Source organism: Lentzea sp. NPDC005914 (assembly GCF_040629405.1).
Lineage (GTDB): Bacteria > Actinomycetota > Actinomycetes > Mycobacteriales > Pseudonocardiaceae > Lentzea.
This window is the reverse complement of the sequence record NZ_JBEXVQ010000014.1, coordinates 85,992-112,578: the sequence shown is the minus strand read 5'-3', so window position 1 is coordinate 112,578 and position 26,587 is coordinate 85,992. Positions and strand designations below refer to the sequence as shown.

Sequence of the window (26,587 nt, the reverse complement as noted above, 5' to 3'; positions counted from 1 at the left end):
TGGCAAGGTGCGGACGACCATCATCAAGAAGACCCTGCGCGTGCCTCTGTCGGACGGCGCGCGGGGTGATGGCGGCACGACCGCCAGACAGCTCGACGCCGCGCTGATCAAGGTCGGCTTCAAGGCCTCGCGCGAGCTGATCGAACACATCTCCGGCGTCACCAACGCCGAGGAGTACGCGCAGGACGTCATCCGCGCGGTCAAGGAACTGGTCGGCGCGCAGGCCCAGCACAACCCGTACTTCAAGGACTTCCCGCACAACGTGCCGGACACGTTCGAGTTCTGGGCGGCGTGCATCGAGGACGTCGCCGAGTTCAACGGCAACCTGCTCGACCTGCCCAAGTACGGCCGCGTCCAGCACACGTACGAGGAAATGCTCGCCCGGCACGACGAGCTGATCCCGTCGCTCAAGGACCGCATGACGGTCCTGCACCTCGGCGGCACCCTCGACGAGGAGATCACCCGCCTGTACCTGGAGCTCGCGGCGAGTCCGATCCCGCTCGGCGAGGACGACCGCACGCTGCTCGGCGAACTGGCGACGCAGCGCCTCGACGTCGTGCCGGAAGCCGTTCCCACGAGGGAGAACCGCGCGATCCTCAACGCCGCCCGCCTCGTCGCGCAGCGGCCGCTGACCGGCATCGACACGGTCACCGACGTCCTGCGCCTGGCCGCGGAGGCGTCCGGTGGCGACGTCACGCTGCGCGAAGCCGCCCGCTTCCGTTCGTTCCGCAGGCCTGAACGCCGCGCGCTGCTCGCCGCGCTGGACGAGGTGGAGCCGAGCAAGTTCGGCGACGTCAACCAGCACCGCGAGGCCTGGAAGCGGCTCGGCGAGCGCCTGCACCCGCACGAGCACCCGTTCGAGCGCGCTCAGGACGTGTTCGCGGTGGCGCGCAGGGAGAAGACCGCCCGATCGTTCGCGGGCCAGGTCGAGATGGCGTTCGCGGACAACGACCCGGACCTGGCGCTGCGCATCCTCTCGAAAGCGCCAGGCATGCTCCTGCGCAGCGTCGACCGGCTGGTCAGGAGCGGTGCGTCGAACGTCGCCGAAGCAGTGGCGACCGCGGTGCCCGACGTGTCCGGACGGGTGCTGGTGTCGGTGCTGGAACACCTCTCGAACCGTGAAAAGCCCGACACCGCAAGGGTGTTCGCGAACCGCAGCCGCAAGGTGTGGATCGCCGACGACGCTCGTCCTGCGATCGATGCCGCGGCGATCGTCGAGGTCGTCGAGGCCGAGCTCGTGCGCAGGCTGCCGGACTACTCGTCGCTGACCGTCGACCCGGAGGTGCTCGACGTCGTCGTGCCGATGTCCGGCACGGCCACCGAGGACGGCTTCGGCGTGCTGCCGCGCGGCTCGAAGCTGTGGCTCGAAGGTGATGCGCTGCGGTTCTTCGTGCACTGGCGCCAGAAGTCCAAGCGCACCGACTACGACCTGTCCGCGGTGCTGCTCAACGAGAAGTTCGAGTTCAAGGGGCAGGTGTCGTGGACGAACCTCAAGGAGGAAGGGGCCTTTCACTCCGGTGACCTCACCGATGCGACGCACGGTGCGACGGAGTTCCTCGACCTGCACCGGGACGCGTTCGGCGCGAAGTACGTCGTGCCGCAGGTGAACGTCTACGCGGGTGAGGGATTCGACGATGTCGCCGAGTCGACGTTCGGGTTCATGAGCCGTGACCTCGACCAGATGGGTCAGCCGTTCGAGCCGAGCACGGTTCGCGCGCGGTCGTCCATGCGCGGCAAGGGAAAGGTCGCGCTGCCGGTGATGTTCGAACGGCAGGGCGACCTCTGGTTCGGCACCTGGCTGCACCTCTACCTGCGCGGCAACCCGTGGGGCAACCGGGTCGAGCAGAACCGCGACCTGGTCAAGCTGATCGCTTCGGCGGCGTTGCACCGCAGGTACTTCACCGTACGCAGGATCGAAGAACTGTTCGAGCGCAAGGGTTCCACTTCGGACAGTACAGCGATCCACATTGGACTCGCGCGCTCGGAGTCCGGCGGCGTGACCACCGTGGCCGATCTCGGAAACATGCTGTCGGACTGAGGGCCCCGCTGCTACCGTGGCACAAGCGAGGCCATGAGGGGGCTTCCTTCTAACTCCGGAACCGGAAGGGTCTTCGGACCGCCGGTCTTTAGCCCTCTCGCTTTCCTCGCCTCACTCAGGGGACGTGTGTCCGCAGAACGCGCGGACCCCGTCGTTCGAAGTGTCTTCTGGGGACACCCCAGACCCCGGGCCTAACTCCACTCGACGGCGATGCCCGCGATACCGGGGCCAACGTCGCCGAAGTACGCGCTGACGACGCCGCCGAGCCCGCACACCAGCTCCTCGACGTCGACCGGCGTGGCGTCGGCCGAGGCCCGGAACTGCTTGAGGCAGCGCGCGGGCATCGCGCGCCGGTGGAACGACAGCTGCACCAGGTACGAACCGCTGGTCTCGCGGAACGTCCGGTGGTGCCCAGGAGACGCGCCGCCGGTGTCGTCGACGATCGTGAAGCTGAACACGTGCTCCTCGCCGGCCGAGAGCCGCCGGTCGAACAGCATCTCCACGGCCAGGTGGCGAGAAGCGCTCTCCCTGCGCAGACGGCCCTGACGGCAGCCTTCACCGGCTCTCACCATGGCGTTCTCGATCAGCGAACCGTCGTCGCCGAGGTGCAGCGCCAGGTATCTGTCGGGGCCTTGCCGCACCGCCCGCACGACCAGCCGCGTCGTGATCGAGCGCTGTTCGCGGTGCATGCCCAGCTGCACGGTGTCGTGCACGGACAGCACCTCGAGATCGGCGTTGCCCCGCGCCGCTTCCGGCACCGAGTCGAACGTCGCGAGCAGCGGCGCGGGCTCCGGCCAGGTCGCGACAGGTCGCGGCAGGTAGGTGTTCGCGTTGCGCGGGCCGATCAGGTCGAGGAGCGACGACGGCGGTAGACGAAGCACGGACTCCAGCGCGCGCACCGTGCTGATGGCGCGGGGGACCTCGGGGTGGCGCAGGCCGCGTTGCCAGTACGAGAGCGTCGACTGGCCTACCTGGACGCCGAGTTGTTCGAGGTGGGCGCGCAGCCGGGCGAGCGAGAGGCCTCGGTGGGCGATCGCCTCGCGCAGGGCGCGGTGGAACGGCCCGTAGCGCAGCGTCTCGGCGAGCGGGGTCGGCAGACTCCCGGTCGGGTGACCGATCGGTTCGTTGACCGACTCGGCGTGCCCGGATTCCGCGGCCACCGCGGCACCTACCCTTCACCACACGCGCCGTGTGACTGTTCACCGTAGTCACTCGTTCTGGTGATCGAAAGATCGGATTTCGCCCGTGTGGGGGATGTGCTGCGGCCGTGTGAGTGGCGGGGTGCGATCCCGTTAGGGTTCGGCCGTGGGAAAGCTCGTAGTGATCGAAGGTCTTGACGGTGCCGGCAAGCGGACTCTCGCCAGCGGTTTGACCGAGGCGCTGCACGCCCAGGGCAGGACCGTGACCAGCCACGCGTTCCCGCGCTACGGCCAGAGCGTGCACGCTGACCTGGTCCGCGACGCCCTCTACGGCACCATCGGCGACCTCAGCGACTCCGTCTACGGCATGGCCGTGCTGTACGCGCTGGACCGGCGCGGCGCGGCCGACCAGATCCGCGCGGACCTGGAGAAGTACGACGTCGTGCTGCTCGACCGCTACGTGGCGTCCAGTGCCGCGTACAGCGCCGCGCGCCTGCACCAGGACGAGCACGGCGAGTTCGTCCGGTGGGTCCACGCGCTGGAGATCGAGCGCTTCGGGCTGCCCGTTCCCGATCTTCAGCTGCTGCTCCGCGTGCCCGTCGAGGTCGCGGCCGAACGTGCCGCCCAGCGCGAGCAGGACGACGACACCCGTGCCCGGGACCTCTACGAGTCCGACGGCGGGCTGCAGGCCAGGTGCGGTGTCGTCTACGACGGATTGGCGAACATCAACTGGCTGTCCCCGTGGCAAGTGGTCGACGGGCGGTCAAACGTGAAGTTTTCTTCGCTTTTGGAACCACTCTTCACTCCTTGAGTGGTCGCTCACGTGCGTACCGGTTGACACGATCGTGAATCCGGCACGTTACTGTGAGTGAATAGGAGATTACAATTTGAAGCGTGTTCTGCAGCGCCCCCCGGTCGGAGTCGCCCGTACGGCTGTTCTGATCGCTGCCGCCCGCGCCAATGAGCAACGTCATCTCCGCCGCCTCTTCGAAGATCCACTGGCCGCAGGACTCGTGGAGGCCGCCGGCTCCGCGAACGACCTGAACGGCGTCCGAACCCTCGCGGGAGAGCACTTCGTCCTGCGCACCCGGTACTTCGACGACCAGCTCCTCAGCTCGGCCCAGCCCCAGGTCGTGATCATGGCGGCGGGCCTCGACACCAGAGCGTTCCGGCTGCCGTGGCCGCCCGGCACAACACTCTTCGAGCTCGACCTGCCCGAGATGGTCGAGTTCAAGGAGGACGCTCTGGACGATCTCGGCGCCCACCCCGTCTGCGAACGAGTCGTCGTCCCCTGCGACTTGCGCGAGGACTGGGCCACAGCGCTCATCCACGCCGGACTCGACCCGAACAGGCCCACAGCGTGGTTGCTGGAGGGCCTGTTCATGTTCCTGCCGCCGGACGCCGGCGAGCAGATCATGTACTGGGTGAGCGCGCTGTCCGCCCGTGGCAGCACGCTCGCGCTCGAACACGTCAACCGCGAGTTCCGCGAGTTGCCGCAGATGAGACCCGTGCAGGAGCGGTTCGACGCGCTGGACGCCCGCTGGCAGTCCGACGTGGACGACCCGATCGAGTGGTTGGGCGGGTACGGCTGGCACGCCGCCGTGACGCACCAGGTCGACCTCGCCGCGCGGCACCACCGCCCGGTGCCGGCGATCACCGACCCGCGGAAGGTGGGTGATGCGCGCATCTGGCTGGCCTCGGCCATCCGCACGGTCTGACAACACCAGGTAACGAAAGGTGAGCGTCGCGCGGATACTCCGGCAACGGCAGGCGCGGCGAGCAGGCCAAATCGGGTTAGGTGGGGTACGTGGAGCGACAGTTCCGGCCGGTTACCGAACGAACGCACATCGCCACCAGCGGCAACGGAACGTGGGTGGTGCGCGAACGCGCAACCGGGAGTGCGACGATGTTGAGTATGAAGGCACGCGTGCTCGTCGTCGATGACGACCCCGCCCTGGCGGAGATGCTGACGATCGTGTTGCGCGGGGAGGGCTTCGACACCGCGGTGGTCGCCGACGGTGCTCGTGCCCTGCCCGCGCTGCGCGAGCTCAAGCCCGACCTGGTGCTGCTCGACCTGATGCTGCCGGGAATGAACGGCATCGACGTCTGCAAGGCGATCAGGTCCGAGTCGGGCGTGCCGATCGTGATGCTCACCGCGAAGAGCGACACGGTCGACGTGGTGCTGGGCCTCGAGTCCGGCGCGGACGACTACGTGGTCAAGCCGTTCAAGCCCAAGGAGCTGGTGGCCCGCATCCGGGCGCGCCTGCGCCGCACGGAGGCCGAGCCGTCCGAGGTGCTGCAGATCGGCGACCTCACGATCGACGTCCCCGGCCACGAGGTGCTGCGCGAGGGCAGGCCGATCCAGCTCACGCCGCTGGAGTTCGACCTCCTCGTCGCGCTGGCCCGCAAGCCGCGCCAGGTGTTCACCCGCGAGGTGCTGCTCGAGCAGGTGTGGGGCTACCGCCACGCCGCAGACACGCGCCTGGTGAACGTCCACGTGCAGCGGCTGCGTTCCAAGGTCGAACGGGACCCGGAGCACCCTGAGGTGGTGTTGACTGTTCGCGGTGTCGGGTACAAGGCCGGCCCTCCGTGACAGGTGGCGTATGAAGTTCGTTCGGCCGGTCGTCGCGAAGGCGCAGTTCCTCGTCGAGGAAGCGCGTAAGCGATGGGCCGCGTTTGGGGATCTGTGGCGTCGTTCGCTGCAGCTGCGCGTTGTGGTGTCCACGCTCGCGTTGTCGTCGGCCGTGGTGTTCGTGCTGGGCATGGTCCTGCAGATGCAGATCACCAACCAGCTGCTGAACACCAAGGACGAGGCCGCGGTGCGCCAGGCGATGGCCTCGCGCAACCTGATCCAGGCCGACCTGGTCGGTCTGAACCCCGGCCCGGACAGCGTGCAGACGCGGTTCACCAGCGCCATCAACAAGCTCGCCGTCGGTGGCGCCGGCACGGACGCCACGACGGCGGGTGCCGGCGCGTTCGAGCCCGTGCTGGCCGACGGGCAGGGTGCGAACAGCGCGGGGCGTGTGCCGTCCGTCGGGCCTCTCGAGGACGTTCCGCGCGGTCTGCGCGACATGGTCGAGCTCGGTGGCGAGGCCACGCAGATCCACACTGTGCAGCGCGGTGGCAAGGCGACCACGCTCTTCGTCGTGGGTCTGCCGATGAGCACGTCCGCGCGCTCGATGCAGCTGTACCTGATCTTCCCGCTGACCGCCGAGCAGCGGACCGCCGAGGTCGTCCAGTCCACTTTGGCCGTCGGTGGCATCGTGCTGCTGATCCTGCTGGCTCTCATCGCGAACCTGGTGACGCGCCAGGTGGTCCGGCCGGTGCGGCAGGCCGCCGAGGTCGCGGAACGGTTCGCGGATGGCGTTCTGCACGAACGCATGCACGTCGTCGGCGAGGACGACGTGGCGCGTCTCGCCGAGTCGTTCAACGAGATGGCCGAGTCGATCCAGGCCCAGTTCAAGCAGCTGGAGGAGTTCGGCCAGCTGCAGCGCCGCTTCACCTCGGACGTCTCGCACGAGCTGCGCACGCCGTTGACGACGGTCCGCATGGCCGCGGACGTCCTGCACGCCTCTCGTGAACAGTTCCCCGCCGGACTCGCCCGCTCGACCGAGCTGCTGGTCGACGAGCTGGACCGGTTCGAGTCGCTTTTGGGTGATCTGCTGGAGATTTCCCGCTTGGACGCCGGTGTCGAGGAACTCACCGCCGAACAGGTCGACATCCGCGTGCTGGCCCGCCGTGCGCACGACTCGGTGCGCGCGATCTCGACCAGCGCCGGTTCGCCGGTGGTGCTGGACCTGCCGGACTTCGAGCTCATCGCCGAGCTCGACTCCCGGCGCGTGGAGCGGATCCTGCGCAACCTGCTCGCCAACGCCATCGACCACGGCGAGGGTCAGCCGGTCGAGCTCACCATGCGCGGCAACGACGACGCCGTCGCGATCACCGTGCGGGACCACGGGGTCGGTCTGCGCCAGGGTGAGGCAGAGCTGGTGTTCAGTCGCTTCTGGCGCGCCGACCCGTCGCGCAACCGCCGCACCGGCGGCACGGGCCTGGGCCTGTCGATCTCGCTGGAGGACGCGCGGTTGCACGGCGGCTGGCTGGAGGCGTGGGGCGAACCCGGCCACGGCGCCGTGTTCCGGCTGACGCTGCCGCGCAGGCACGGCGAGGAAGTGCGCCAGAGCCCACTGCCCCTCGCACCCGCGATCGCGCTCGCACCCGTTGCGCTGGTGGAGGAACCGGCCGTGGCGGAGACCCCGGAAGAGGTCGAGCTGACCGAGGCGGAGATCACCTGGCAGCCCGCGGAGCCGGTGGACGGCGTTCCCGCGTCTGAGGTTTCGGAGGAAGTGCGGTGAAAAGGCTGGCGTTGCTCGTGCTCGTCCTCGTGACTCTCGCGGGGTGCGCGGCGATCCCGACGAACACCCAGCCGAAGCCGATCGGGCCGAAGGACAACAAGGCCAGCAACACCGCCACCGCGCCCGAACCGCGGCAGGGCATCGACCCGTACACGCTCGTGCGCGAATTCATCGACGCGGCCTCGAACCCGGACGGCGACTACGGGGCGGCCCGCGCGTACATGACGCCGGAAGCCAGCAAGAACTGGAACGCCAAGAGCCCGGTCATCATCGAGTCGGCCTTCTCGACGGTGCCGACCTCGCCGGCGCCGCAGGACAAGACGCAGATCGTGCTGCTGCAGGGAAAGCGAGTCGGCCGGCTGGGCGGCGACAACGCGTTCGTGCCGGAGATCGGCGACCTCCGCGAGCCGGTGAAGGTGGAGCGCAACAGCGAGAACCAGTGGCGCATCTCGGAAGCGCCGTCGGCCGTCTACCTGCCGCTGAACATCTTCAACAACAACTACCGCAGGGTGACGCTGTACTTCTACAACCCGGAGTTCAGCGTGCTGGCGCCGGATCCGCGGTACGTCGTGATCCCGCCGGCCCTGAGCATCCCCACGCGCGTCACGGAGCTGCTGATCAAGGGCCCCGGCGACACCGTGCGGGACACGCTGAAGAGCGCGATCAGCCCGGACGCCAGCACGGTCTCGGACACGAGAGAAGCCGACGACGGCGCGCTCGAGGTAAACCTCACCAAGGTGGGCAAGGACCTCACGCCGGAGAAGAGCAAGCAGATCGTCGCGCAGGTCGTGAAGTCGCTGTCCGGCGTCACGACCTCGCGGGTGCGCGTGCTCGTGGACGGCCAGCAGATCCTGCCGGACCAGCGCGACTACCGGCCGTCCGACGTCTCGGCGATCGCGGGCGAATCCTTGCTGGCGCTGAACGCGAACCTCCAGGGCATGCTCGTGGTGGACGGCGCGATCAAGTCGCTGACCGACGGCAACCCGATCAAGGGCCCCGCGGGCAACGGCTCGTACAGCGCGGTCTCGGCTGCGCAGTCACTCGACGGTTCTCGCCTGGCCGTGGTCTCCCGAGCCGGCGGCGGGATGCGGCTGCGCGTGGGGGAGCTGGAGCAGGAACTGTCCGAAGTGGACTTCCGCGCGAACACCCTGAGCCGCCCCACATGGCTCTTGTCGAGCGGCCCCAAGGAACCGGGCAGCGAACTCTGGACCGTGGTGGACGGCACCTCGGTCGCCCGCGTGACCCGAGCCGACAACGGCGGCTGGACGGCCAAGGGCGTCAACATCACCGAACTGCAGCAGTTCGGCCCGATCAGCGACCTGCGCCTGTCCCGCGACGGCACCCGCGCGGCCCTGGTGATCAGCGGCAAGCTCTACCTCGCATCCGTGGTGCGCAACGACCAGGACGTGGCGCTGCGCACGCCCCGCCAGATCCAGCAGTCCACGCTGGGCTCGGCCGTGCAGTCCATCGACTGGCTCTCCCAGGACGTGCTGGTCGTCTCCTCCTCCCTGCCCTCGTTGCCGGTGACGAAGGTCTACACCGACGGCTTCAAGCTCGACCGCTACAGCCAGTCCAACCTCAACGTGCCGGTGGGCTCGGTGGCGGCGGCCCCTGCGCGCCAGGTGCAGGTGATCGACCCGTCGGGGTTGTGGTCGGCGTCGGACATCACCGATGTGTGGAAGTCGAGCTCGATCCGGGTGTCGGCGGGCGCGATGGTGTTCTACCCAGGCTGAGCGCGCCGGGCAGTGGTTGGGCGCGGAGTGGGTGCGGCGCCCCAAGTCCGCGGGCGGTGTTGTTGGCGCCCCAAGCCTGCGGGCGGCGTCGTTGGTGTGGCGCGTCGAGCCTGTGGGCGGCGTGGGCGCGTCGGCTCGAGTCCGCGCATGGTGGGGTGCGGCGGATTGAGCCCGCGCATGGTGCGGGTGCGGCGTACGTGCGAACTCCTGCCCGACACAACGCACCGAAGCAGGCTGAGGCGGTCGCACTCGCGAGGGTCACATCCCACGACCCCGCAATGCGTCACATCCCGCGGCCCCGCAGTGGACTCATCCCACGGACCCGCGGCGGGTCACATCCCGCAGCCTCGCCGCGGTCCCGTCCCGCACGCCCCGCCGTGGCCCCATCCCGCGAACGAATGCCCACCGAGCGATCGTCGCGCCGACCCCCTACCCCGGCGGAGCGGGCCGCGCCGACGTCAGCACAAGCACCGCATCCGTGCGCACCCCCACACCCCGCAACGCCCGAACGCAAGCCGCAGCCGTAGCCCCCGTGGTGATCACATCGTCCAGCACCACCGTGGTCCCCGGCGGCGGTCTGCCGTGGACCAGAACCCGGCCCTCCAGGTTCCGCCTCCGCTCCCCAACTCCAAGCCCGACCGAGTCGCGCACACCATCCGCAAGCCTCAGCACCGGCCCCACCCGAGCGATCTCAACGGCCCGAGCGATGCGGAGCATGTGATCGCCACCCCTCTCGCGCGCCGCACTTCGCCGTGACGGTGCGGGGATGAGCGTCCACGGTCGAGGCCCCACGCCGACCAGTGCCGCCGCCACCATGGCGCCGAACCAGGCCACGAGCGCCCGTGCGCCGCGTTCCTTGAAGGCGAGCACCAGTTCCCTTGCGGCGCCGTGATAGGCGGCCAGCGCCCACACTGGAGGCCCGACACCGGACACCTGGATTCGGCGTGGTGGCCCGAAGTCGTCGAGACACGTGGCGCAGCAGGCGGTGCCGGGGCGGTCGCAGCCGGCGCAGGAGGGCGGCAGGAGCAGGTCGAGTGCGGTCATGGGGACAAGGATGGTGACGGGGTCTGACAAAAAACGGGTGGGGACTTTCGGCACCGCCCACAAGGGTGAAGTTCCTGTTTCGTTGTCGATCTCCCTTGGGTCCAGGTTGGACGCATAAGCCCAGCTCGGTACGACTGCTGTGACGAAGCCCCAAGATCCGGAAACTCGTTTCGACCCGTTCGTCCCAACGACAACGAGCCAATGTTTCAGAACTGAGGCGTCCGCAGGTTCGACGTCTCAGCACGCCTCGAACACACCCCGGCCACACACCACGCGCGGGCCACGCGAGACCGAGATCAACCGCCGCGCCACGACCCCCCGAGTTAACGATTATTCACATGTGGAGCTGACCAGCGGTTATTACTGGAAATACCGGGTATGCCCGACGTCGGCGGTGATCAACGCCTTGTCCGTGATTGGGCGAAATCCCCCGTTCAGCCGGGCGTGACTGGCTCGTGATCGGTCATCGGCACCGATCAGTTCAGTTGCAAGAAGTGCCGTCAGCCGCCGCTAAGCGCTTCGGAATCGATCTCTTCGAGGTTTCGGGAACATGACGCGGGGGTCACCCGTTGGCTGGGTATGAGGCCGCGACTGGACCCGTTCGACGCAGCGAGACTGCCGTCGAGTGCCGGGTCGGGTCTGCGCCGGACGGGTGAGCGAGATGCCGGTGAGCAGGGTTCGTGGCACGCTCGGGACACGACTGGCAACGCGCTGTCGTCGCGCTGCGTAGTCAACAAAAAATCTCGTCGTTCCCCCGGCAAGGGGGCTTACGCGACGGTGAATCCCAAGCTAACGTGCACCGCTATCAGCGTTCCCGGCCCGCGGGGAGGAGGCGAACAGCCCATGACCCTGGCGCCGTGAGACCTGCGGAGGACGACCCTCTGCGACACAACGCGATCTGAAGATCGCCACGGCGCTCTGAATGCAGTCCAGCCAAAGCTCGCAGCAAAGCGAGGGAGGTCGTGTATGGACATCGTCGTTAAGGGCCGCAACGTCGAGGTGCCCGATCACTACAGGGTGCACGTCGCCGAAAAGCTGGCTCGGCTTGAGCGCTACGACCGCAAGGTCATCCGCTTCGACGTGGAGCTTTTCCACGAGCCGAACCGCCGACAGTCGAAGAACTGCCAGCGAGTCGAAATCACCGGCAAGGGACGTGGACCCGTGGTCCGTTCCGAAGCCTGTGCGGGTGACTTCTACGCCGCGCTCGATTCTGCGGTCGCGAAGCTCGAGAACCGCCTGCGTCGGTCGCACGACCGCAGGCGAGTCCACCACGGGGCCAGGGCCCCGATCTCGGTGGCGGAAGCGACAAGCGGGCTGGTCGATGGCCCGTCTGCCGGCGAAAGCATGACGTCACGCCGCGCGAAGACCGCGGTGCTCGACGCACCCGAGGCCGACTACGAGGGCATGGCGGAAGTGCCCGCGCAGCGTTGGGACGACGGCCTCGATGACAAGTTGCCCGGACGCGTCGTACGCGAAAAGGAGCACGCCGCCAAACCGATGACCGTCGACCAGGCCCTCTACGAGATGGAACTGGTCGGACACGACTTCTACCTGTTCGCAGACACCGAATGCGGGCGCCCGAGCGTCGTCTACCGCCGGAAGGGATTCGACTACGGCGTGATCAGGCTGGCCTGACCCGGTAACCACACACCCTTCGACCGCCGCCGCCCCGCACCCCTCGTGTGCGGGGCGGCGGCGCGCGTCTGCGCAGGCTCGAACGACCTGCGGCGTTCACCGTGAAGGTGAATCTGAGCCGACCAGGAACCTTTACGCGGCCCTCATGCGTTCACCACACCAGTAGCCGAGCTCGGGGGCACGGCGGCAGGCGGGCCGGGAAAGATCGAAGAAATGGCTCGTGACCTGGGCATACCACGTCACGGGGACCAATCCGCCTGTGTCTGTGCGCACATCTTGGCGACTTGCCTACGATGGGCAGGGGAAAGGCGTCCGACGTGGGCGCGCCGCGATACAGGTGATGAGGTCTATCCAGATGGTGCTGTCCCGACTGCTCCGCTCCGGCGAGGGCAAGATGCTCAAGCGCCTCCGCAACATCGCACACGCCATCAACGGCCTCGAAGATGACGTGGTCGACCTCAGCGACGCCGAGTTGCGCGCCAAAACCGAGGAGTTCCGCAAGCGCTACGCCGAGGGCGAGTCGCTGGACGAGTTGCTGCCCGAGGCGTTCGCCGTGGCCCGCGAGGCCGCGAAGCGCACGCTGGGTCAACGCCCCTACGACGTCCAGCTCATGGGTGGCGCGGCGCTGCACCTCGGGCAGATCGCCGAGATGCGCACCGGTGAGGGCAAGACCCTGACCTCGGTCATGCCGGTCTACCTCAACGCCATCGCGGGCAAGGGCGTCCACGTCATCACGACGAACGACTACCTCGCCAAGCGCGACGCGGACTGGATGGGCCGCGTTCACCGCTTCCTCGGCATGACCGTCGGCGCGATCCTGTCCGAGATGACGCCGGACCAGCGTCGCGTCGCGTACAACTCGGACATCACCTACGGCACGAACAACGAGTTCGGCTTCGACTACCTGCGCGACAACATGGCGTGGAGCCTGGACGAGTGCGTGCAGCGCGGCCACCACTACGCGATCGTCGACGAGGTCGACTCGATCCTCATCGACGAGGCCCGCACGCCACTGATCATCTCCGGCCCCGCCGAGCAGTCGGCGCGCTGGTACACGGAGTTCGCGCGGCTGGCCCCTCGCATGCGCGGCATCGATGTCACGCAGCTCTCCCAGAAGGACCGCATCGAGGTCATCGAGGAGAAGTCGAAGTCGTTCCACTACCAGTACGACGAGAAGAAGCGCACGGTCGCCGTCACCGAGCTCGGTGTGGAGTTCATCGAGGACCAGCTCGGCATCGACAACCTGTACGAGGCGGCGAACACGCCGTTGGTGGGCTACCTGAACAACGCCCTCAAGGCGAAGGAGCTCTACAACCGCGACAAGGACTACATCCTCCGCAACGGTGAAGTCATGATCGTCGACGAGTTCACCGGTCGTGTGCTCTCCGGTCGCCGCTACAACGAGGGCATGCACCAGGCGATCGAGGCCAAGGAGGGCGTGGAGATCAAGGCGGAGAACCAGACTCTCGCCACGATCACGCTGCAGAACTACTTCCGCCTCTACGAGAAGCTCGGCGGCATGACCGGTACCGCCGAGACCGAGGCGGCCGAGTTCCACCAGACCTACAAGCTGGGCGTCGTCCCGATCCCGACGAACCGCCCGCCGCAGCGCACCGACCAGCCCGACCTCGTCTACAAGAGCGAGGAGGCGAAGTTCGACGCCGTCGCGGACGACATCGCCGAGAAGCACGAGAAGGGCCAGCCGGTCCTGATCGGCACCACGAGCGTCGAGCGCTCCGAGTACCTGTCGAAGCTGTTGGTGCGCAGGGGAATCCCGCACGAGGTCCTGAACGCGAAGCACCACGACCGCGAGGCGCTGATCATCGCGAAGGCGGGCCGCAAGGGCGCCGTCACCGTCGCGACGAACATGGCCGGCCGCGGTACCGACATCGTGCTGGGCGGCAACCCGGACATCATCGCCGACCACGAGCTGCGCGAGCGCGGCCTCGACCCGGTGGAGACGCCGGAGGAGTACGAGGCCGAGTGGGCCAAGGTCGTCGAGGAGCTCACGACCCTGGGCAAGGCCGAGGCCGACGAGGTCCGCGAGGCCGGCGGCCTCTACGTCCTGGGCACCGAGCGCCACGAGTCGCGCCGCATCGACAACCAGCTCCGCGGCCGCACCGGCCGTCAGGGCGACCCCGGTGAGTCGCGCTTCTACCTGTCCCTGCAGGACGAGCTGATGCGCCGCTTCAACGCGTCCATGGTCGAGATGGTCATGACGCGCCTGAACGTGCCGGACGACGTGCCGATCGAGCACAAGATGGTCACCCGCGCCATCCGCAGCGCGCAGACCCAGGTCGAGCAGCAGAACTTCGAGATCCGCAAGAACGTCCTCAAGTACGACGAGGTCATGAACCGCCAGCGCACGGTGATCTACGCCGAGCGCCACCGCGTTCTCGCGGGCGAGGACCTGAAGGAACAGGTCCAGCACATGATCATCAGCGTCGTCGAGGAGTACGTCAACGGCGCCACCGCCGACGGCTACGCCGAGGACTGGGACTTCGAGAAGCTGTGGACTGCGCTCAAGACCCTGTACCCGGTCAAGCTGGACGCCAAGGAACTGCTCGAGTCCGATGAGGACATCACCCGCGAGTACCTGCGCGAGCTCCTCGTCACCGACGCCCTCGACGCCTACCAGGCCCGCGAGGACGACATCGACAGCCGCGTCGGCGAAGGCGCCACCCGCGAACTGGAGCGCCGCGTCCTGCTGTCCGTCCTGGACCGCAAGTGGCGCGAGCACCTGTACGAAATGGACTACTTGAAGGAGGGCATCGGCCTGCGCGCCATGGCGCAGCGCGACCCCCTCATCGAGTACCAGCGCGAGGGCTTCGAGATGTTCAACGCGATGCTCGACGCCCTGAAGGAGGAGACCGTCGGCTTCCTCTTCAACCTCCAGGTCGAAGCGGCCGAGCCGGAACCGGCGGCAGAGCCCGAGGTCCCCGTGACCCTGGGCGCGGCCCCGCAGACCCTCCCGCAGGTCTCCGGCAACGGTGGTGGTGGCGGTGCCCGAGCTCGTGCCCGCGCCGCGGCGGCCGCCCAGCAGCAGGCCCAGCAGCAGGCCCAGGCCCCCGCGGGCCCGGCCATGGCCCAGCTGTCCAGCGGCAACGCCATCCCGCCCGCCCTGCGCGGCAAGGGCCTCGGCGGCCCCGGCCAGCAGCACCTGAGCTACAGCGGCCCGGCGGAGGACGGCGGCGTGGAGCAGCACGCCGACTCGAACGACGCCGGTCAGCAGGGCGCCACCCGCAGGGAGCGCCGTGAGGCCGCTCGCCAGGAGGCGAAGAACCGCAAGCGCCGCTGACGCTTGGATCCGCACCACCACGTGGGCCGCGTTCCTCCGGGAGCGCGGCCCACGCGGCGTTTCGGCCTCACTCGAGCACCGCGAACGTGGTCAACCACCACCGCCCGCCCTGGTGCTCAGCCCGAGCGGCAACAGCCAGCACCCGTCCCTCCCTCCGCACGGTCACCGAGATCTCGGCAGCCAACCGCGACGGATGACAGACCCGAGGCGCCCGAACCATTCGGGTGGTCCGCACCCGGACCAGCGCTGCCAACCGAGCCGCCACCCCGGGCACCGCGACCTCGCGCAACACCCGAGCAGGCCGCCGCCCGTCCAGCACCTCCAGCACCACCCAGATCAACCGGGCAGCATCCAGATCCGGCGGTGGAACCTCCGGCGGAGCAACCCAGACGGGCCGAGGCCGCGGTCGTGGGATGGAGTCCAGCGCCGAGGAACCGACCGGAGGCTCGTACGCGGGCAATCGGCGAACGACTGGGGGCATGCCGAACCAGGCGACGCGCCGCCGGCGTCAGGACGCGAACCACACGAAAGTGGGTACCGTCCCAAGGTGCTCAAAGCCCTGGTCCTCGATTATGGCGGCGTCCTCACCGACCCAGGCGAGGACAACGCGAAGGAACCGCCGCTCCTCACGGCCCTGCGCAAGGCCAAGCAGTCCGGCCTCAAAACCGCCCTGCTGTCCAACGCGGACGGCTGGTGGCACCCGCCGAGCCAGTGGAATGGCCTGTTCGACGCCACGATCATCTCCGGTGAGGTCGGCCTGGCGAAGCCGCAACACGAGATCTATCTGCTGACGGCCGAGCAGCTGGACCTCCAGCCGAGCGAGTGCGTCTTCGTCGACGACCTCGCGATCAACGTCAGAGGCGCGGCCGAAGCAGGGATGGTCGGCGTCCACCATCGGTCGACCGAGTCCACCCTCGAGGAGCTGGAGATCCTGCTAGCGATCGCACTCCGCGATTAGAGGTTCACCCCGCAGCGTAATTGCCCGCCATTCAGCCCCGCACTACTGTCGATTAGGAAAGCAGTCGATTGCATAGGGGCGAAAATGCGAAGAATTGTCGCTTGTGTTGCAGGAGCGATTGCAGCCACGGCAATTGCATCACCCGCGCAGGCGCAGGGGCCGCGCGATTGTTACGACGAGTACCAGCGCAACGGGCGCAGCGTCGAGGTCTTCTGCGACTACGGCGGTCCCGGCAGGTTCCAGGCCGTCGCGCACTGCTCCAACGGGCTGGGGTTCTACTGGGACCAGTACGGCACGGTCGGCCGGGTCAGGGGCTCGTCGTCGTTCGCCGAGTGCACGTCACTGCTCGGAAACCCTCAGATCAACGACTATCACGTCCGCTGGCTCTGAGTCCGGCTCTGGTCGCGGCGCACGAGCTCGAAGCAGAGCACGGCCGCCGCTGAGGCGACGTTGAGGGATTCCACGCCCGCCGCCATCGGAATCGAGATCCACGACGTGATGTGCGGACGCACGTCGTCGGTGATTCCGGAGGTTTCACTGCCCAGCACAAAAGCAGCGCGCCCGCCAAATGACGCGGAATAAAGCGTGTCGGAGGCGTGGGAGTCCAGCGCGTAAAGCGGGAAACTGGACGCGCGCAACAAAGCGGAGGCCTCCGCCGCGGTGCCGCAGCGCAAAACCGGCGCTCGGAAAGCCACCCCGGCGGAGGCCTTCACCACCAGAGGATCAATCGACGCGACACCTCGGCGCGGCACCACGATGCCGTCGATTCCGGCGGCGGTCGCGGTGCGCAGGATCATGCCGACGTTCGCGGGCGTGGTGATGCCGTCCAGCACCAGCACCGACCGCAGCGAGCCCTCCTCCAACGCCAGCGCCAGGGGCTTCATGCGGGGCGCCACCACGTCGGCGAGCACGCCCTGGTCCTGCTTTCCGTTGCCCGCCAGCACCTTCACGCGCTGGGCGGTCGCGCGCTGCACCGCGACGCCACGGGAGCGGGCCGCGTCCAGGATCTCGCGCGCCGCCGGGCCGCGGGCCGTGTCGGCGAGCACCACCTTGTCCACCGACAGCGCCGGGTCGTCCAGCGCTTCCAGCACTGGCTTGCGGCCGTAAACGGTGACAAAGCGGTCCTTGGGCGAGATCTCCACGGAGAAGAGGGTGACAGAGGCGGGCACAGCAGGCTCAAACGGGTGATGAGCTCGACTAGAGCCGTTCGGCCCTTGTGCTTTGGATCATATGCATGATGATCGTCACATGACGGCAGGTATGCGCAGCGTCGCGCAACGTCAACATCTCGCGAGCGGCCAGGACTCGGACGTGTTCATCCGGTCCGACGGCTTGCTCGTCAAACGCACGCGCACCGGCCGTGACCTGCGGTGCGAGGCCGAGATGATGGTGTATCTGAGCGGCCACGGCATCCCCGTCCCGCGCGTGTACGAGGCCACGGCGGACGAGCTCGTCATGCAGTACGTGCCCGGCCCGCGGATGTCCGAGGAGATCGGCCGCAAGCCCTGGCTCGCCGGCAGTCTCGGCAAGGACCTCGCGGACCTGCACCACCGCCTCGACGTCATCCAGGCCCCCGATTTCCTCACCGGTGAGGGCGACCTCCTGCACCTAGACCTGCACCCCGGCAACGTGGTCCTCGGTCCGGAAGGCCCGGTGGTCCTGGACTGGGCGAGTGCCACGAAGGGCGACCGCAGGCTCGACGTCGCGCTCAGCTGGGTCTCGCTCGCCGTCGCCCGCCTCGCGCCGGTCAGGAAGCTCACGCGGTGGCGGTTCCTCAGGTCGTTCATGGCCAACGTGGACCCCAAGGCGATCGAGGCGATCCCGGAGGCCGCGCGCATCCGTCTCGAGCGTCACGACCGCGATCCGCAAGAACGCGCGGCACTTCAGAAACTGATGGACCGCAAACGCCACTAGGCTGGCGGGCATGCCGGACCGTCTGTCAGCGCTGGACGCCTCGTTCCTGTACCTGGAGGACTCCACGACGCCGATGCACGTCGGCGGAGTGGCCGTGTTCCGACGGCCCAAGGCGGGCTTCGACTACGACAAGCTCGTCGACCTCATCGAGCAACGCCTGAGCCTCGTGCCGCGCTACCGGCAGAAGGTCGTGCACGTCCCGGGCCGCATCGCGCGCCCGGTCTGGGTCGACGACCCGGACTTCGACGTGACCTACCACGTGCGCCGGTCCGCCCTGCCCAAACCGGGCAACGACACCCAGCTGCACGACCTGGTCGCGCGCCTGATGTCGCGGCCGTTGGACCACTCCCGCCCGTTGTGGGAGATCTACCTGGTCGAAGGCCTCGCGAAGAACCAGACCGCGGTCATCACCAAGACCCACCAGGCCATGATCGACGGCATCGCGTCGCTGGAGATCGGCCAGGTCATGCTGGACGTGTCGCCGTCGCCGCGCACGAACGTCGAGAACCTCTGGATGCCGCAGCCCGAGCCCAGCTCGTTGCAGCTCGTGGCCGACGCCGTCACCGACATCGTGCAGCGCCCCGGCGAGCTCGTGGAGAACGTCCGCAGCGCCGCTCTGGACACCGTCGCCACCGTCGAGAAGGTCTTCAACGCCTTCGGTGCCGTGGCCGCCGCCATCCACACCGCCGCGACCCCGGCGCCCGGCACCCCGCTGAACGTCCGCATCACGTCGCCGCAGCGCCGTTTCGCCGTCGCGCGCGCCCAGCTCGACGACCTGCGCGCCATCCGCAAGACCCACGGCGGCACCGTCAACGACGTGGTGCTCGCGGCGTTGTCCGGTGCCCTGCGCAACTGGCTGCTCAGCCGCGGCGAGAACGTGACGGGCAGCACCACGATCCGTGCGATGGCGCCTCTCTCGGTGCGCGAGGCAGACCCGGACTCGGGCAACAACGTGTCTGCCTACCTCGTCGATCTGCCGGTCGGCGAGCCGAACCCGGTCGTCCGCCTGCACCACGTCTCGCACGCTATGCGCGCGCACAAGGAGTCCGGCCAGTCCGTCGCCGCCGACGCGCTCGTGAAGGTCTCCGGCTTCGCACCGCCGACGTTGCACGCACTGGGCGCGCGGGCGGCTTCGTCGTTCTCGCGCCGGCTGTTCAACGTGATCGTCACGAACGTTCCCGGCCCGCAGGTGCCGCTGTACGCGGCGGGCGCGAGAATGACCGAGATCTTCCCGGTCGTCCCGCTGGCCAAGAACCAGGCGCTGGCCATCGGGGTGACGTCGTACGACGGCGGTGTTTACTTCGGCTTGAACGGCGACCGCGACGCCATGTCCGATGTGGACGTTCTCGCGACCATGGTCGAGGAGTCGGTGGAGGAACTGATGGGAACGGCGAGCGCCTGATGAGGGTTTACATCCCGGCCACGGTGTCGATGCTGCGCACGTTCGTCGACAGCGGCGAGCTGACTCCGATCGGCGGCACGGCTTTCGCGCTGACGCCCGCACTGCGCGAGTCCTACGCGGCGGGCGACACCGAGGAGCTCGAGTACGCCGCGATGCTGGACGCCGCCCGCGCCTCTCTGCGCCTGCTGGCAGGTGACGAGAAGGCCGAGCCGCGCCGCGCGGTGATCGCAGTCGACATGGAGGACGTGACCCTGCGCCCGGACCTCGACTACTCGGTGGTGAAGGTCGCCGGCTCGGCCACGATGAAGGACGTCGCGTCCGTGCACCTGGACACCTCCGAAGCCGAAGAGGACGTGCGCGCGGCCGCGGAAGTCGTGGACGCCGCCGACATGGGCGACCCGGACGCCGAATTCACGCTCGGAAGCGCCGAGGACCACGAGCTGGCCTGGTACGCGCCGCAGGAACTTCCCTTCGTACTGGAGCTGATGTGAGCGACTTCAACACCAACGTGATCGAGGAATTCCGGACGAACGAAGGCCGCGTCGGCGGCCCCTTCGCCGGAGCGCCGATCGTGCTGGTCCACCACCGCGGCCGCAAGACGGGCAAGGAAAGCGTCGCCCCGATGATGTACCTGCCGCACGAGAGCGACTCCGATGTCGTCTACGTCTTCGCTTCGAAGGGCGGTGCGCCGGAGAACCCGGCCTGGTACCACAACCTCGTCGCGGCTGGTCATGCCACTGTTGAGCGCGGTACCGAGACCTACGACGTCAACGTTCGTGAGCTCACCGGTGCGGAACGCGATCAGCGCTACGCCGAGCAAGCCGGGTTGTACCCCGGGTTCGCTGACTACGCGGTGAAGACCGCTGGTATCCGGACCATCCCGGTTCTGGAGCTCACCCGTAGCTAGCCGGATGGGCGTGCACCACACACACGGGGCCAGCCGGGTTCCCCCAATTTCAAGACTAGTGGGCGCCACCGACAGTGCTGCGGCACTAGTCGCGGCGCTGGTCGTAGACCTCGGGCAGCTGCGCGAAACCAGCTGCCCGATAGGTCGCGACGGCCCCGACGTTCGAACTCGGGGTGCAGACGAGGGCGCTCGACGAGCCGAGTTCCCGCAAGACACGAGCCGCGGCGAGCGTGATCGCCTTGCCGTACCCACGACCCCGGTGGTCCCGGTGCACACCCATCGGCTCGAGCAGCCCAGGCTTGCCGGGACCCGCTGACCACACCGTCACCGCGGCAGCCGCAGCGTCCCCGTCATACGCGACCAGGCAACGAGCGTCGGCGTACGGGATGCCGCTCGCCATCGCGTGCCAGCGCTCGTCGGTGAACGTGGACCTCTCGAACGAAGCCCGGATCACCGCCGCGTGCTCATGCGCGAGCGATGGCCCGACCACCTCGATCCGCACACCGGGGTCCGGCACCGGCCCAGTGAGATCGCGGCGCAGCGGCGTCCACGGTTCATCGAGCTGCCAGCCGCTCTCGAACATCAGCTCCTTGAACCGCGTGCCCACAGGAGATTCGACGTACACCTTCCCGGCAGGCAGCACGCCGCGCGCAGGGTCTGCGATGTCCTCGACCAGCTGACGTGCCAGCGATTCGTCCTGCCTGGCGTCCGGCGCGATCGTCAACCGCAGCAGGTCGGCACAGTCGAGCAGCCCGACAGCGACAACGCGCCCGTCACGGCGCCAGACACGCAGGGCCGCGGCCAGAGCTTCGTCGCCGAATCGCCAGAACCAGCCCACATCGCCGGGATGGAGCTGGAACGGCTCACCGTCGCGTTGCCACTCCCGCAACGCACCAACTGCCTCGGACGGCACGGTCACATCCCCTCGGCGGGCTCCCAGAGCTCGATCCGGTTCCCCTCCGGATCCACGCACCACCCGAACCGCCCGAACTCCGAGTCCTCGGTGTCCGGCAGCACCTCGACCCCGCGTGCCTTGAGCTTCGCCATCAGCGACGGCAGGTCGTCCACGCGCAGGTTCAGCATCGCGCGCTGGTGTGGTTCGCCGATGTACTCGGTGTCCTGCGCGAACAACGCCACCGTCGTCGTGCCGGGATGATCGGACGTGGCCGTGTCGAGCCAGTGGAACGTGACGGTGCCCTTTTCGCTCATCGGCACGCCGAGGTTGTCGCGGTACCAGGCGGCCAAGCGCACGGGGTCTCGTGAACGCAGGAAAACCCCGCCGATGCCAGTCACCCGCGCCACCCGACGGACCCTACTACCGCGTGCCACGATGGGGGAATGGACGCCGTAACGTCTGCACCCGAACCGGTCAACGAGCCCGTGCACACCTACGCTCCTGGTAGTGCCGAACGCGCGAGTCTCGAACAACGCATCGCGCAACTCGAGGGCACCACCCATGATCTGACCATGACCATCGGCGGTCGGCAGCGCATGGGCGGTGGCGAGAGCATCGACGTGGTGCAGCCCCACGATCACAGGCACGTTCTCGGCGTCACCAACCAGGCGACCAACGCCGACGTCGCGGAAGCCATGCGAGCCGCCCAGCACGCCGCGCCCGGCTGGCAGGAGCTGCCGTTCGACGAACGCGCCGCGGTCCTGCTCAGGGCCGCCGACCTGCTCGCGGGGCCGTGGCGCGACACCCTCAACGCCGCCACGATCCTCGGGCAGTCGAAGTCCGTGCAGCAGGCCGAGATCGACGCGGCGTGCGAGCTGATCGACTTCCTCCGGTTCAACGTCCACTTCGGCCGCCGGATCCTCGAGGAGCAGCCGGTCAGCAGCCCCGGCGTGTGGAACCGGATGGACCACCGGCCGCTCGACGGGTTCGTCGTGGCGATCACGCCGTTCAACTTCACCGCGATCGCCGGCAACCTGCCGCTCGCGCCCGCGCTGATGGGCAACACCGTGGTGTGGAAGCCGTCGCCGACGCAGCAGCTCGCCGCGCACTTCACCATGCGGCTGCTGGAAGAAGCAGGTCTGCCGCCGGGCGTGATCAACCTCGTCACCGGCGACGGCCGGGCCGTGAGCGAAGTGGCCCTGAGGGACAGGTTCTTCGCCGGGCTGCACTTCACCGGGTCCACGAAGACGTTCAAGGCGCTGTGGCAGACCATGGCGAGCAACCTCGACAACTACCGCGCCTACCCGCGGATCGTCGGCGAAACGGGCGGCAAGGACTTCGTGATCGCCCACGCGTCCGCCGACCCGAAGACACTCGTCACGGGGCTGGTGAGAGGCGCTTTCGAGTACCAGGGCCAGAAGTGCAGTGCTGCCTCACGTGCCTACGTCGCGCGGTCGTTGTGGGAAAGCGAAGTGGGAGAACGCCTGCTCGACGTCACGAAGTCGTTGTCCTACGGCGATGTCACGGACCTGTCGGCGTTCGGCGGCGCGGTGATCGACCACCGCGCGTTCGCCAAGCACAAGGACGCGCTGCTGATGGCCTCCGCGTCCACATCGGTCGAGGTGCTGGCCGGTGGCACGTGCGACGACTCGGTGGGCTACTTCGTCGACCCGACAGTGCTGCTGGGCACCGACCCGCACCACGACATCTTCACGACCGAGTACTTCGGCCCGATCCTCGCCGTGCACGTCTACGAGGACGCGGACTTCCCGAACATCATGGAGACCATCGACAACTCCACGCCGTACGCGCTGACCGGTGCCGTCTTCGCGCGCGACCGCACGGCCGTCGCCCAGGCGCACAAGGCTTTGCGGTTCGCGGCAGGCAACTTCTACGTCAACGACAAGCCGACCGGCGCGGTCGTCGGGCAGCAGCCGTTCGGTGGTTCGCGCGGCTCCGGCACCAACGACAAGGCGGGCTCGATCTACAACCTGCAGCGCTGGACGAGCCCGCGCGCCATCAAGGAAACCCTCGTGCCGCCGACGGATCACACCTACCCGCACATGGGTTAGCGCGGTGTCCAGCCGGTCGCCTCGGTCAGCTTCGTGCTCACGACCCGCTGCGACCGGCCGAACACCTCGAACGACGCCGCGAGCCTGCCCATGACCTTGGGCAGCCGCGTGATCCCCAGCTCCCGCTTCAACACGGGCGACCCGACGTTGTAGATGCCAGGAGGCGCGTCCAGCACCGCCACGGCGGCCGCGGCCGCGTCACCGGGGTGCACCACGGACATCCACCCGTCGCCCACGAGCACCGGCGGCGACATCGCCTCGCCGCCCATCAGCATCCCGATGCGCAGGAACACACCGCCGGGGTGCCTGAGCGCGTTCTCCTGCGCCACCACCGAGCTGGCGATGTGCCCGACAGGCTTCAACGGCGCGCTCTCGTCGAGCTCGCGGTCACCGCCGTCCGCGTAGACGAACGAGATGCCCTCCTGCACGACCCGCTCGACACCGGCCCGCAGAGCTGCCTCGACGACAGCGGCGCTGCCCTCGGTGCGGATGCGGTTGTTCTCCGCCCAGGCGCTGGCCAGCACGGCCTTCGCGCTGAGCGGGATGCGGGTGGCGAGGTTGATGACGGCGTCGTAGCCCGTCATCGCCTCGGCGAGCTGCGAGGCGTCGAACATCGAGGTCTGGTGCCGGTCCAGGACCCCGACCTCGTGTCCCGCCCGCAGCAGCGGCAGCGCTTCCCGTCCCAGCACACCCGACGCACCGATCACGAATACCTTCATGACCGGTGGACGAGACAGCGCGTCAGGACGTGACAGGCGGCTCGTTCAGCAGCCTCCGCGCGATCTCCACCGTGACCTGGCCCAGCGCCTCCGACGAGTCGGGAGACCTCTTCACCACCAGGGTCAGGGTCTTCTCGTCCCCGATCTCGACGAACCCCTCGCAGCGCACGGATCCGGACGTGTCGGCGCAGGTGTGCATGATGGACAGGCCCTTGAAATCCGTGAACCGGGTGCCGATCGCGCAACCGTCGCCGATCACGCAGTACGCCCGCGCCGCAGTCTGGAACGGCTGCGGCGACAGCGTCACCTCGACCGTCAACGACCCCTTGTCCTTGCCGTACGCGAACCGGCACCCTCGCTCGCCCGTCGCCGTGGCGCTGGTGAGCTTTTGCCATTCCACGTCGCCGTCCTTCATCAGCGTGCACACGTCGACGTCGGCGAACGTCGGCTTCCGGGGCTCCTCGGCCACGACAACAGTCGGAGCGCACGCCGTCAGCGCGAGAAGCAACAGGGGTGACCAGAGCTTCACTTCGGCAACCTCTCCAGGGCCCTGGCCGCGAGCCCCTGCGTGACCTGACCGACCAGATTGACGTCGTGGTTGCGCTGAACCACCTTCAGCCCGACCAGCTGACCGTCCCGCACCTCCACCACGGCGTCGCACGTCACAACCCCGGACGCGTCGGTGCACCGGCGGGTCATCGGGTGGGTCTCCACCACCGCGCCGTAGCTGTCGGGCCCCAACGAGGCTGCCGCGTCCGCGTACTTCTCGGTCCGCAGCGTCAGGCGAGCCGTCAGCGAGTCGAAGGTGTAGTCGCACGTCGCGGAACTCTTCGTGGGCATACCGGACAGGTTTCCCGCGTCACCGGACTGCAACAGGGCACAGGCGTCGGCGTCGGTGAACTGCGGAGGTTGCGGGGCCGAGCACGCGGCCAGGACTACGACGGGCCAGAGATACCTGATCACGACACCAACTTTTGCAGAATCGCGACGGTCCTGGTGCGCGCGACCGAGCCGATGTCGTACCGGGGCGGGGTTCGCTCGGCACTCACCACCAGCACCTTGCCGGCCTCCAGTTCGGTCACCACGACCCCCGTGCTCGTCTGCGGCTCGGCCTGGTAGTCGGACGTGACGCCCCACCAGGCCTTGCGGCCCTCGACCGGCAGTTCGGAGCCGTCGTTCACGCGCGACTTCGCTTCCTCCAGCGACTCGTTCTCGATGCTCATCCAGACGGAGTTGTCCTCGGTCGTCCACCGGCAGGACAACGGGCTGTTGAGCGGCTCGGGTGCCTTCGTGAACGGCTTGGCGAAGTCCGACTGGACCAGCAGCGTGCAGGCGTCCACCTTGGCCAGGTCACGCAGCTTCGGCGTGATCGTCGCCGGGGCCGGCGCGGGAGCGGGGCCGCTGCACGCGGCCAGCGCGGCCATCAGTGTCAGAACCCCCAGGTGTCTGTTCACGCCGGAAGTGTGCCCGATGGCCGCGAGATCAATCCGCGTGTTCGTCCAACCCGGCCTTCGACGCCAGCAACCTGCGCAACGAGGTGAGCCGGCCGGGCGCGTCCGGCACCAGTTCGTCCAGCATGCAGCCGGGGTCCTCGGGCGCTCCGAGGTGGCCGCAGCCGGGCGGGCACTCCTCGGCGGCCTCGGCGAAGTCCGGGAACGCCTTCACGATGTCGTCCGGCGTGATGTGCGCGAGGCCGAACGAGCGGATGCCCGGCGTGTCCACGACCCAGCCGCCCTCGGGCAGCCGCAGCGCCACGGCCTGGGTCGAGGTGTGGCGGCCCTTGCCGACGCCGGACACCACGCCCACCGCGCGGTTCGCGTCCGGCACGAGCCGGTTGACCAAAGTGGACTTGCCGACGCCGGAGTGCCCGATCAGGCACGACACCGTGTCCTTCAAACGTTCGCGCAGCACCGCCGGTTCCTCGTCGAACCGCGTCACGATCACCGGCACGTCGAGCTCGGTGTACAGCGCCAGCAACGAGTCCGCGGACGCGAGGTCCGACTTCGTCAGGCACAGCACCGGTTCCAGACCGCCGGCGTACGCGGCGACCAGGCAGCGGTCGATGAAACCCGTGCGCGGCGGCGGATCGGCCAGCGCCACGACCATGATGAGCTGGGAGGCGTTCGCGACGACGACTCGTTCGAACGGGTCGGTGTCGTCCGCGGTCCGGCGCAGCACCGACGTCCGCTCCTCGACGCGCACGATGCGGGCCAGCGTGTCCGGCTGGCCCGACGTGTCACCGACGATGCCGACCTGGTCGCCCACCACCACGGGCGTGCGGCCCAGTTCACGCGCGCGCATCGCGGTGACGACCGCACCGGACTCCATCGCGCACGTCCAGCGGCCCCGGTCGACGCCGATCACCATCGCGGTCTCGGCGTCGGCGTGTTCGGGCCGCCTCTTGCTGCGCGGCCGCGTCCCCTTGCCGGGGCGCACGCGCACGTCGGACTCGTCGAGCTTGCGCCAGTCCTGCTTGCTCAC

The 26,587-nt window shown here is 68.5% G+C and carries 26 protein-coding genes; 15 read left to right on the top strand and 11 right to left on the bottom strand.

Going from position 1 to position 26,587, the window contains the following annotated elements; translation table 11 throughout:
* The first annotated feature begins 7 nt into the window (after positions 1 to 7).
* Positions 8 to 2,038, top strand: coding sequence for a hypothetical protein (locus tag ABZ345_RS21110; RefSeq protein ID WP_359851096.1), 2,031 nt, complete (start codon positions 8 to 10; stop codon positions 2,036 to 2,038).
* Positions 2,039 to 2,229: 191 nt separating this feature from the next.
* Here ABZ345_RS21110 and ABZ345_RS21105 read toward each other — a convergent pair whose 3' ends face one another.
* Positions 2,230 to 3,198, bottom strand: a complete 969-nt coding sequence (locus ABZ345_RS21105; protein WP_359851093.1) for a hypothetical protein — start codon at positions 3,196 to 3,198, stop codon at positions 2,230 to 2,232.
* A 145-nt stretch (positions 3,199 to 3,343) separates the two neighbouring features.
* On the opposite strand from ABZ345_RS21105, the gene ABZ345_RS21100 reads away from it, so the two are divergent.
* The 5 genes from ABZ345_RS21100 (at position 3,344) to ABZ345_RS21080 (ending at position 9,262) form a co-directional block, all read left to right on the top strand.
* Positions 3,344 to 3,988, top strand: coding sequence for a dTMP kinase (locus ABZ345_RS21100; RefSeq protein WP_359851090.1), 645 nt, complete (start codon positions 3,344 to 3,346; stop codon positions 3,986 to 3,988).
* Between the two features lie 76 nt (positions 3,989 to 4,064).
* Entirely contained in the window at positions 4,065 to 4,895 is an 831-nt protein-coding gene (locus ABZ345_RS21095) for an SAM-dependent methyltransferase (protein WP_359851087.1), read from the top strand.
* 197 nt (positions 4,896 to 5,092) lie between these two features.
* The gene (gene mtrA / locus ABZ345_RS21090; RefSeq protein WP_030471262.1) at positions 5,093 to 5,770 is read left to right on the top strand and encodes an MtrAB system response regulator MtrA; all 678 of its coding nucleotides are present in this window, start codon (positions 5,093 to 5,095) and stop codon (positions 5,768 to 5,770) included.
* A gap of 10 nt (positions 5,771 to 5,780) precedes the next feature.
* Entirely contained in the window at positions 5,781 to 7,529 is a 1,749-nt protein-coding gene (mtrB, locus tag ABZ345_RS21085; RefSeq protein ID WP_359851083.1) for an MtrAB system histidine kinase MtrB, read from the top strand.
* On the top strand, positions 7,526 to 9,262 hold the full coding sequence (locus tag ABZ345_RS21080; protein WP_359851080.1) for an LpqB family beta-propeller domain-containing protein: 1,737 nt from the start codon (positions 7,526 to 7,528) through the stop codon (positions 9,260 to 9,262). Before mtrB ends, ABZ345_RS21080 begins: the two co-directional genes overlap by 4 nt.
* 429 nt (positions 9,263 to 9,691) lie before the next feature.
* Here the strand turns inward: ABZ345_RS21080 and ABZ345_RS21075 are convergent, their stop codons facing one another.
* Positions 9,692 to 10,306 carry a phosphoribosyltransferase gene (locus tag ABZ345_RS21075; RefSeq protein WP_359851077.1) on the bottom strand — a complete coding sequence of 205 codons (615 nt, stop codon included), beginning with the start codon at positions 10,304 to 10,306 and terminating at the stop codon, positions 9,692 to 9,694.
* 966 nt (positions 10,307 to 11,272) lie between these two features.
* Here ABZ345_RS21075 and raiA point away from each other — a divergent pair.
* Positions 11,273 to 11,941, top strand: a complete 669-nt coding sequence (gene raiA / locus ABZ345_RS21070) for a ribosome-associated translation inhibitor RaiA (RefSeq protein WP_359851074.1) — start codon at positions 11,273 to 11,275, stop codon at positions 11,939 to 11,941.
* A 355-nt stretch (positions 11,942 to 12,296) separates the two neighbouring features.
* A complete protein-coding gene (secA, locus tag ABZ345_RS21065) occupies positions 12,297 to 15,239 on the top strand; it encodes a preprotein translocase subunit SecA (RefSeq protein WP_359851071.1) in 2,943 nt (980 codons plus the stop codon).
* A gap of 67 nt (positions 15,240 to 15,306) precedes the next feature.
* Here secA and ABZ345_RS21060 read toward each other — a convergent pair whose 3' ends face one another.
* The gene (locus ABZ345_RS21060) at positions 15,307 to 15,579 is read right to left on the bottom strand and encodes an Rv3235 family protein (RefSeq protein ID WP_359851068.1); all 273 of its coding nucleotides are present in this window, start codon (positions 15,577 to 15,579) and stop codon (positions 15,307 to 15,309) included.
* A 207-nt stretch (positions 15,580 to 15,786) separates the two neighbouring features.
* Between ABZ345_RS21060 and ABZ345_RS21055 the strand changes: the two genes are divergently transcribed.
* On the top strand, positions 15,787 to 16,197 hold the full coding sequence (locus tag ABZ345_RS21055) for an HAD-IA family hydrolase (protein WP_359851065.1): 411 nt from the start codon (positions 15,787 to 15,789) through the stop codon (positions 16,195 to 16,197).
* 84 nt (positions 16,198 to 16,281) lie between these two features.
* Positions 16,282 to 16,587 (top strand): hypothetical protein, encoded by a 306-nt coding sequence (locus ABZ345_RS21050; RefSeq protein ID WP_359851062.1) that lies wholly within the window; start codon positions 16,282 to 16,284, stop codon positions 16,585 to 16,587.
* On the opposite strand, the gene ABZ345_RS21045 is transcribed toward ABZ345_RS21050, so the two are convergent.
* Positions 16,569 to 17,339: an RNA methyltransferase gene (locus tag ABZ345_RS21045; RefSeq protein WP_359851060.1), complete on the bottom strand. Its 771-nt coding sequence runs from the start codon at positions 17,337 to 17,339 to the stop codon at positions 16,569 to 16,571. The genes ABZ345_RS21050 and ABZ345_RS21045 overlap by 19 nt on opposite strands.
* A gap of 106 nt (positions 17,340 to 17,445) precedes the next feature.
* Between ABZ345_RS21045 and ABZ345_RS21040 the strand changes: the two genes are divergently transcribed.
* Genes ABZ345_RS21040 through ABZ345_RS21025 form a run of 4 tightly spaced genes read left to right on the top strand, consistent with a single transcriptional unit; the run spans position 17,446 to position 20,420 of the window.
* On the top strand, positions 17,446 to 18,111 hold the full coding sequence (locus ABZ345_RS21040; protein WP_359851057.1) for a phosphotransferase: 666 nt from the start codon (positions 17,446 to 17,448) through the stop codon (positions 18,109 to 18,111).
* A 10-nt stretch (positions 18,112 to 18,121) separates the two neighbouring features.
* Positions 18,122 to 19,513 carry a wax ester/triacylglycerol synthase family O-acyltransferase gene (locus tag ABZ345_RS21035; protein ID WP_359851055.1) on the top strand — a complete coding sequence of 464 codons (1,392 nt, stop codon included), beginning with the start codon at positions 18,122 to 18,124 and terminating at the stop codon, positions 19,511 to 19,513.
* On the top strand, positions 19,513 to 20,004 hold the full coding sequence (locus tag ABZ345_RS21030; protein WP_359851053.1) for a hypothetical protein: 492 nt from the start codon (positions 19,513 to 19,515) through the stop codon (positions 20,002 to 20,004). Before ABZ345_RS21035 ends, ABZ345_RS21030 begins: the two co-directional genes overlap by 1 nt.
* Complete coding sequence (locus ABZ345_RS21025) at positions 20,001 to 20,420, top strand: nitroreductase family deazaflavin-dependent oxidoreductase (protein WP_359851050.1); 420 nt, start codon at positions 20,001 to 20,003, stop codon at positions 20,418 to 20,420. Before ABZ345_RS21030 ends, ABZ345_RS21025 begins: the two co-directional genes overlap by 4 nt.
* Positions 20,421 to 20,505: 85 nt before the next feature.
* Here ABZ345_RS21025 and ABZ345_RS21020 read toward each other — a convergent pair whose 3' ends face one another.
* Positions 20,506 to 21,333 carry a GNAT family N-acetyltransferase gene (locus ABZ345_RS21020; protein WP_359851049.1) on the bottom strand — a complete coding sequence of 276 codons (828 nt, stop codon included), beginning with the start codon at positions 21,331 to 21,333 and terminating at the stop codon, positions 20,506 to 20,508.
* 2 nt (positions 21,334 to 21,335) lie between these two features.
* Positions 21,336 to 21,722 carry a VOC family protein gene (locus ABZ345_RS21015; RefSeq protein ID WP_359851046.1) on the bottom strand — a complete coding sequence of 129 codons (387 nt, stop codon included), beginning with the start codon at positions 21,720 to 21,722 and terminating at the stop codon, positions 21,336 to 21,338.
* Positions 21,723 to 21,758: 36 nt separating this feature from the next.
* Between ABZ345_RS21015 and pruA the strand changes: the two genes are divergently transcribed.
* Positions 21,759 to 23,387 (top strand): L-glutamate gamma-semialdehyde dehydrogenase, encoded by a 1,629-nt coding sequence (pruA, locus tag ABZ345_RS21010; protein WP_359851043.1) that lies wholly within the window; start codon positions 21,759 to 21,761, stop codon positions 23,385 to 23,387.
* On the opposite strand, the gene ABZ345_RS21005 is transcribed toward pruA, so the two are convergent.
* Genes ABZ345_RS21005 through rsgA form a run of 5 tightly spaced genes read right to left on the bottom strand, consistent with a single transcriptional unit; the run spans position 23,384 to position 26,587 of the window.
* The gene (locus ABZ345_RS21005) at positions 23,384 to 24,106 is read right to left on the bottom strand and encodes an NAD(P)-dependent oxidoreductase (RefSeq protein WP_359851040.1); all 723 of its coding nucleotides are present in this window, start codon (positions 24,104 to 24,106) and stop codon (positions 23,384 to 23,386) included. The genes pruA and ABZ345_RS21005 overlap by 4 nt on opposite strands.
* A 22-nt stretch (positions 24,107 to 24,128) precedes the next feature.
* Positions 24,129 to 24,635, bottom strand: coding sequence for a hypothetical protein (locus ABZ345_RS21000; RefSeq protein ID WP_359851037.1), 507 nt, complete (start codon positions 24,633 to 24,635; stop codon positions 24,129 to 24,131).
* Positions 24,632 to 25,069, bottom strand: coding sequence for a hypothetical protein (locus ABZ345_RS20995; RefSeq protein ID WP_359851035.1), 438 nt, complete (start codon positions 25,067 to 25,069; stop codon positions 24,632 to 24,634). Before ABZ345_RS20995 ends, ABZ345_RS21000 begins: the two co-directional genes overlap by 4 nt.
* Complete coding sequence (locus tag ABZ345_RS20990) at positions 25,066 to 25,560, bottom strand: hypothetical protein (RefSeq protein WP_359851032.1); 495 nt, start codon at positions 25,558 to 25,560, stop codon at positions 25,066 to 25,068. The genes ABZ345_RS20995 and ABZ345_RS20990 overlap by 4 nt, the downstream gene beginning before the upstream one ends.
* A 28-nt stretch (positions 25,561 to 25,588) precedes the next feature.
* Positions 25,589 to 26,587 (bottom strand): ribosome small subunit-dependent GTPase A, encoded by a 999-nt coding sequence (rsgA, locus tag ABZ345_RS20985; RefSeq protein WP_359851029.1) that lies wholly within the window; start codon positions 26,585 to 26,587, stop codon positions 25,589 to 25,591.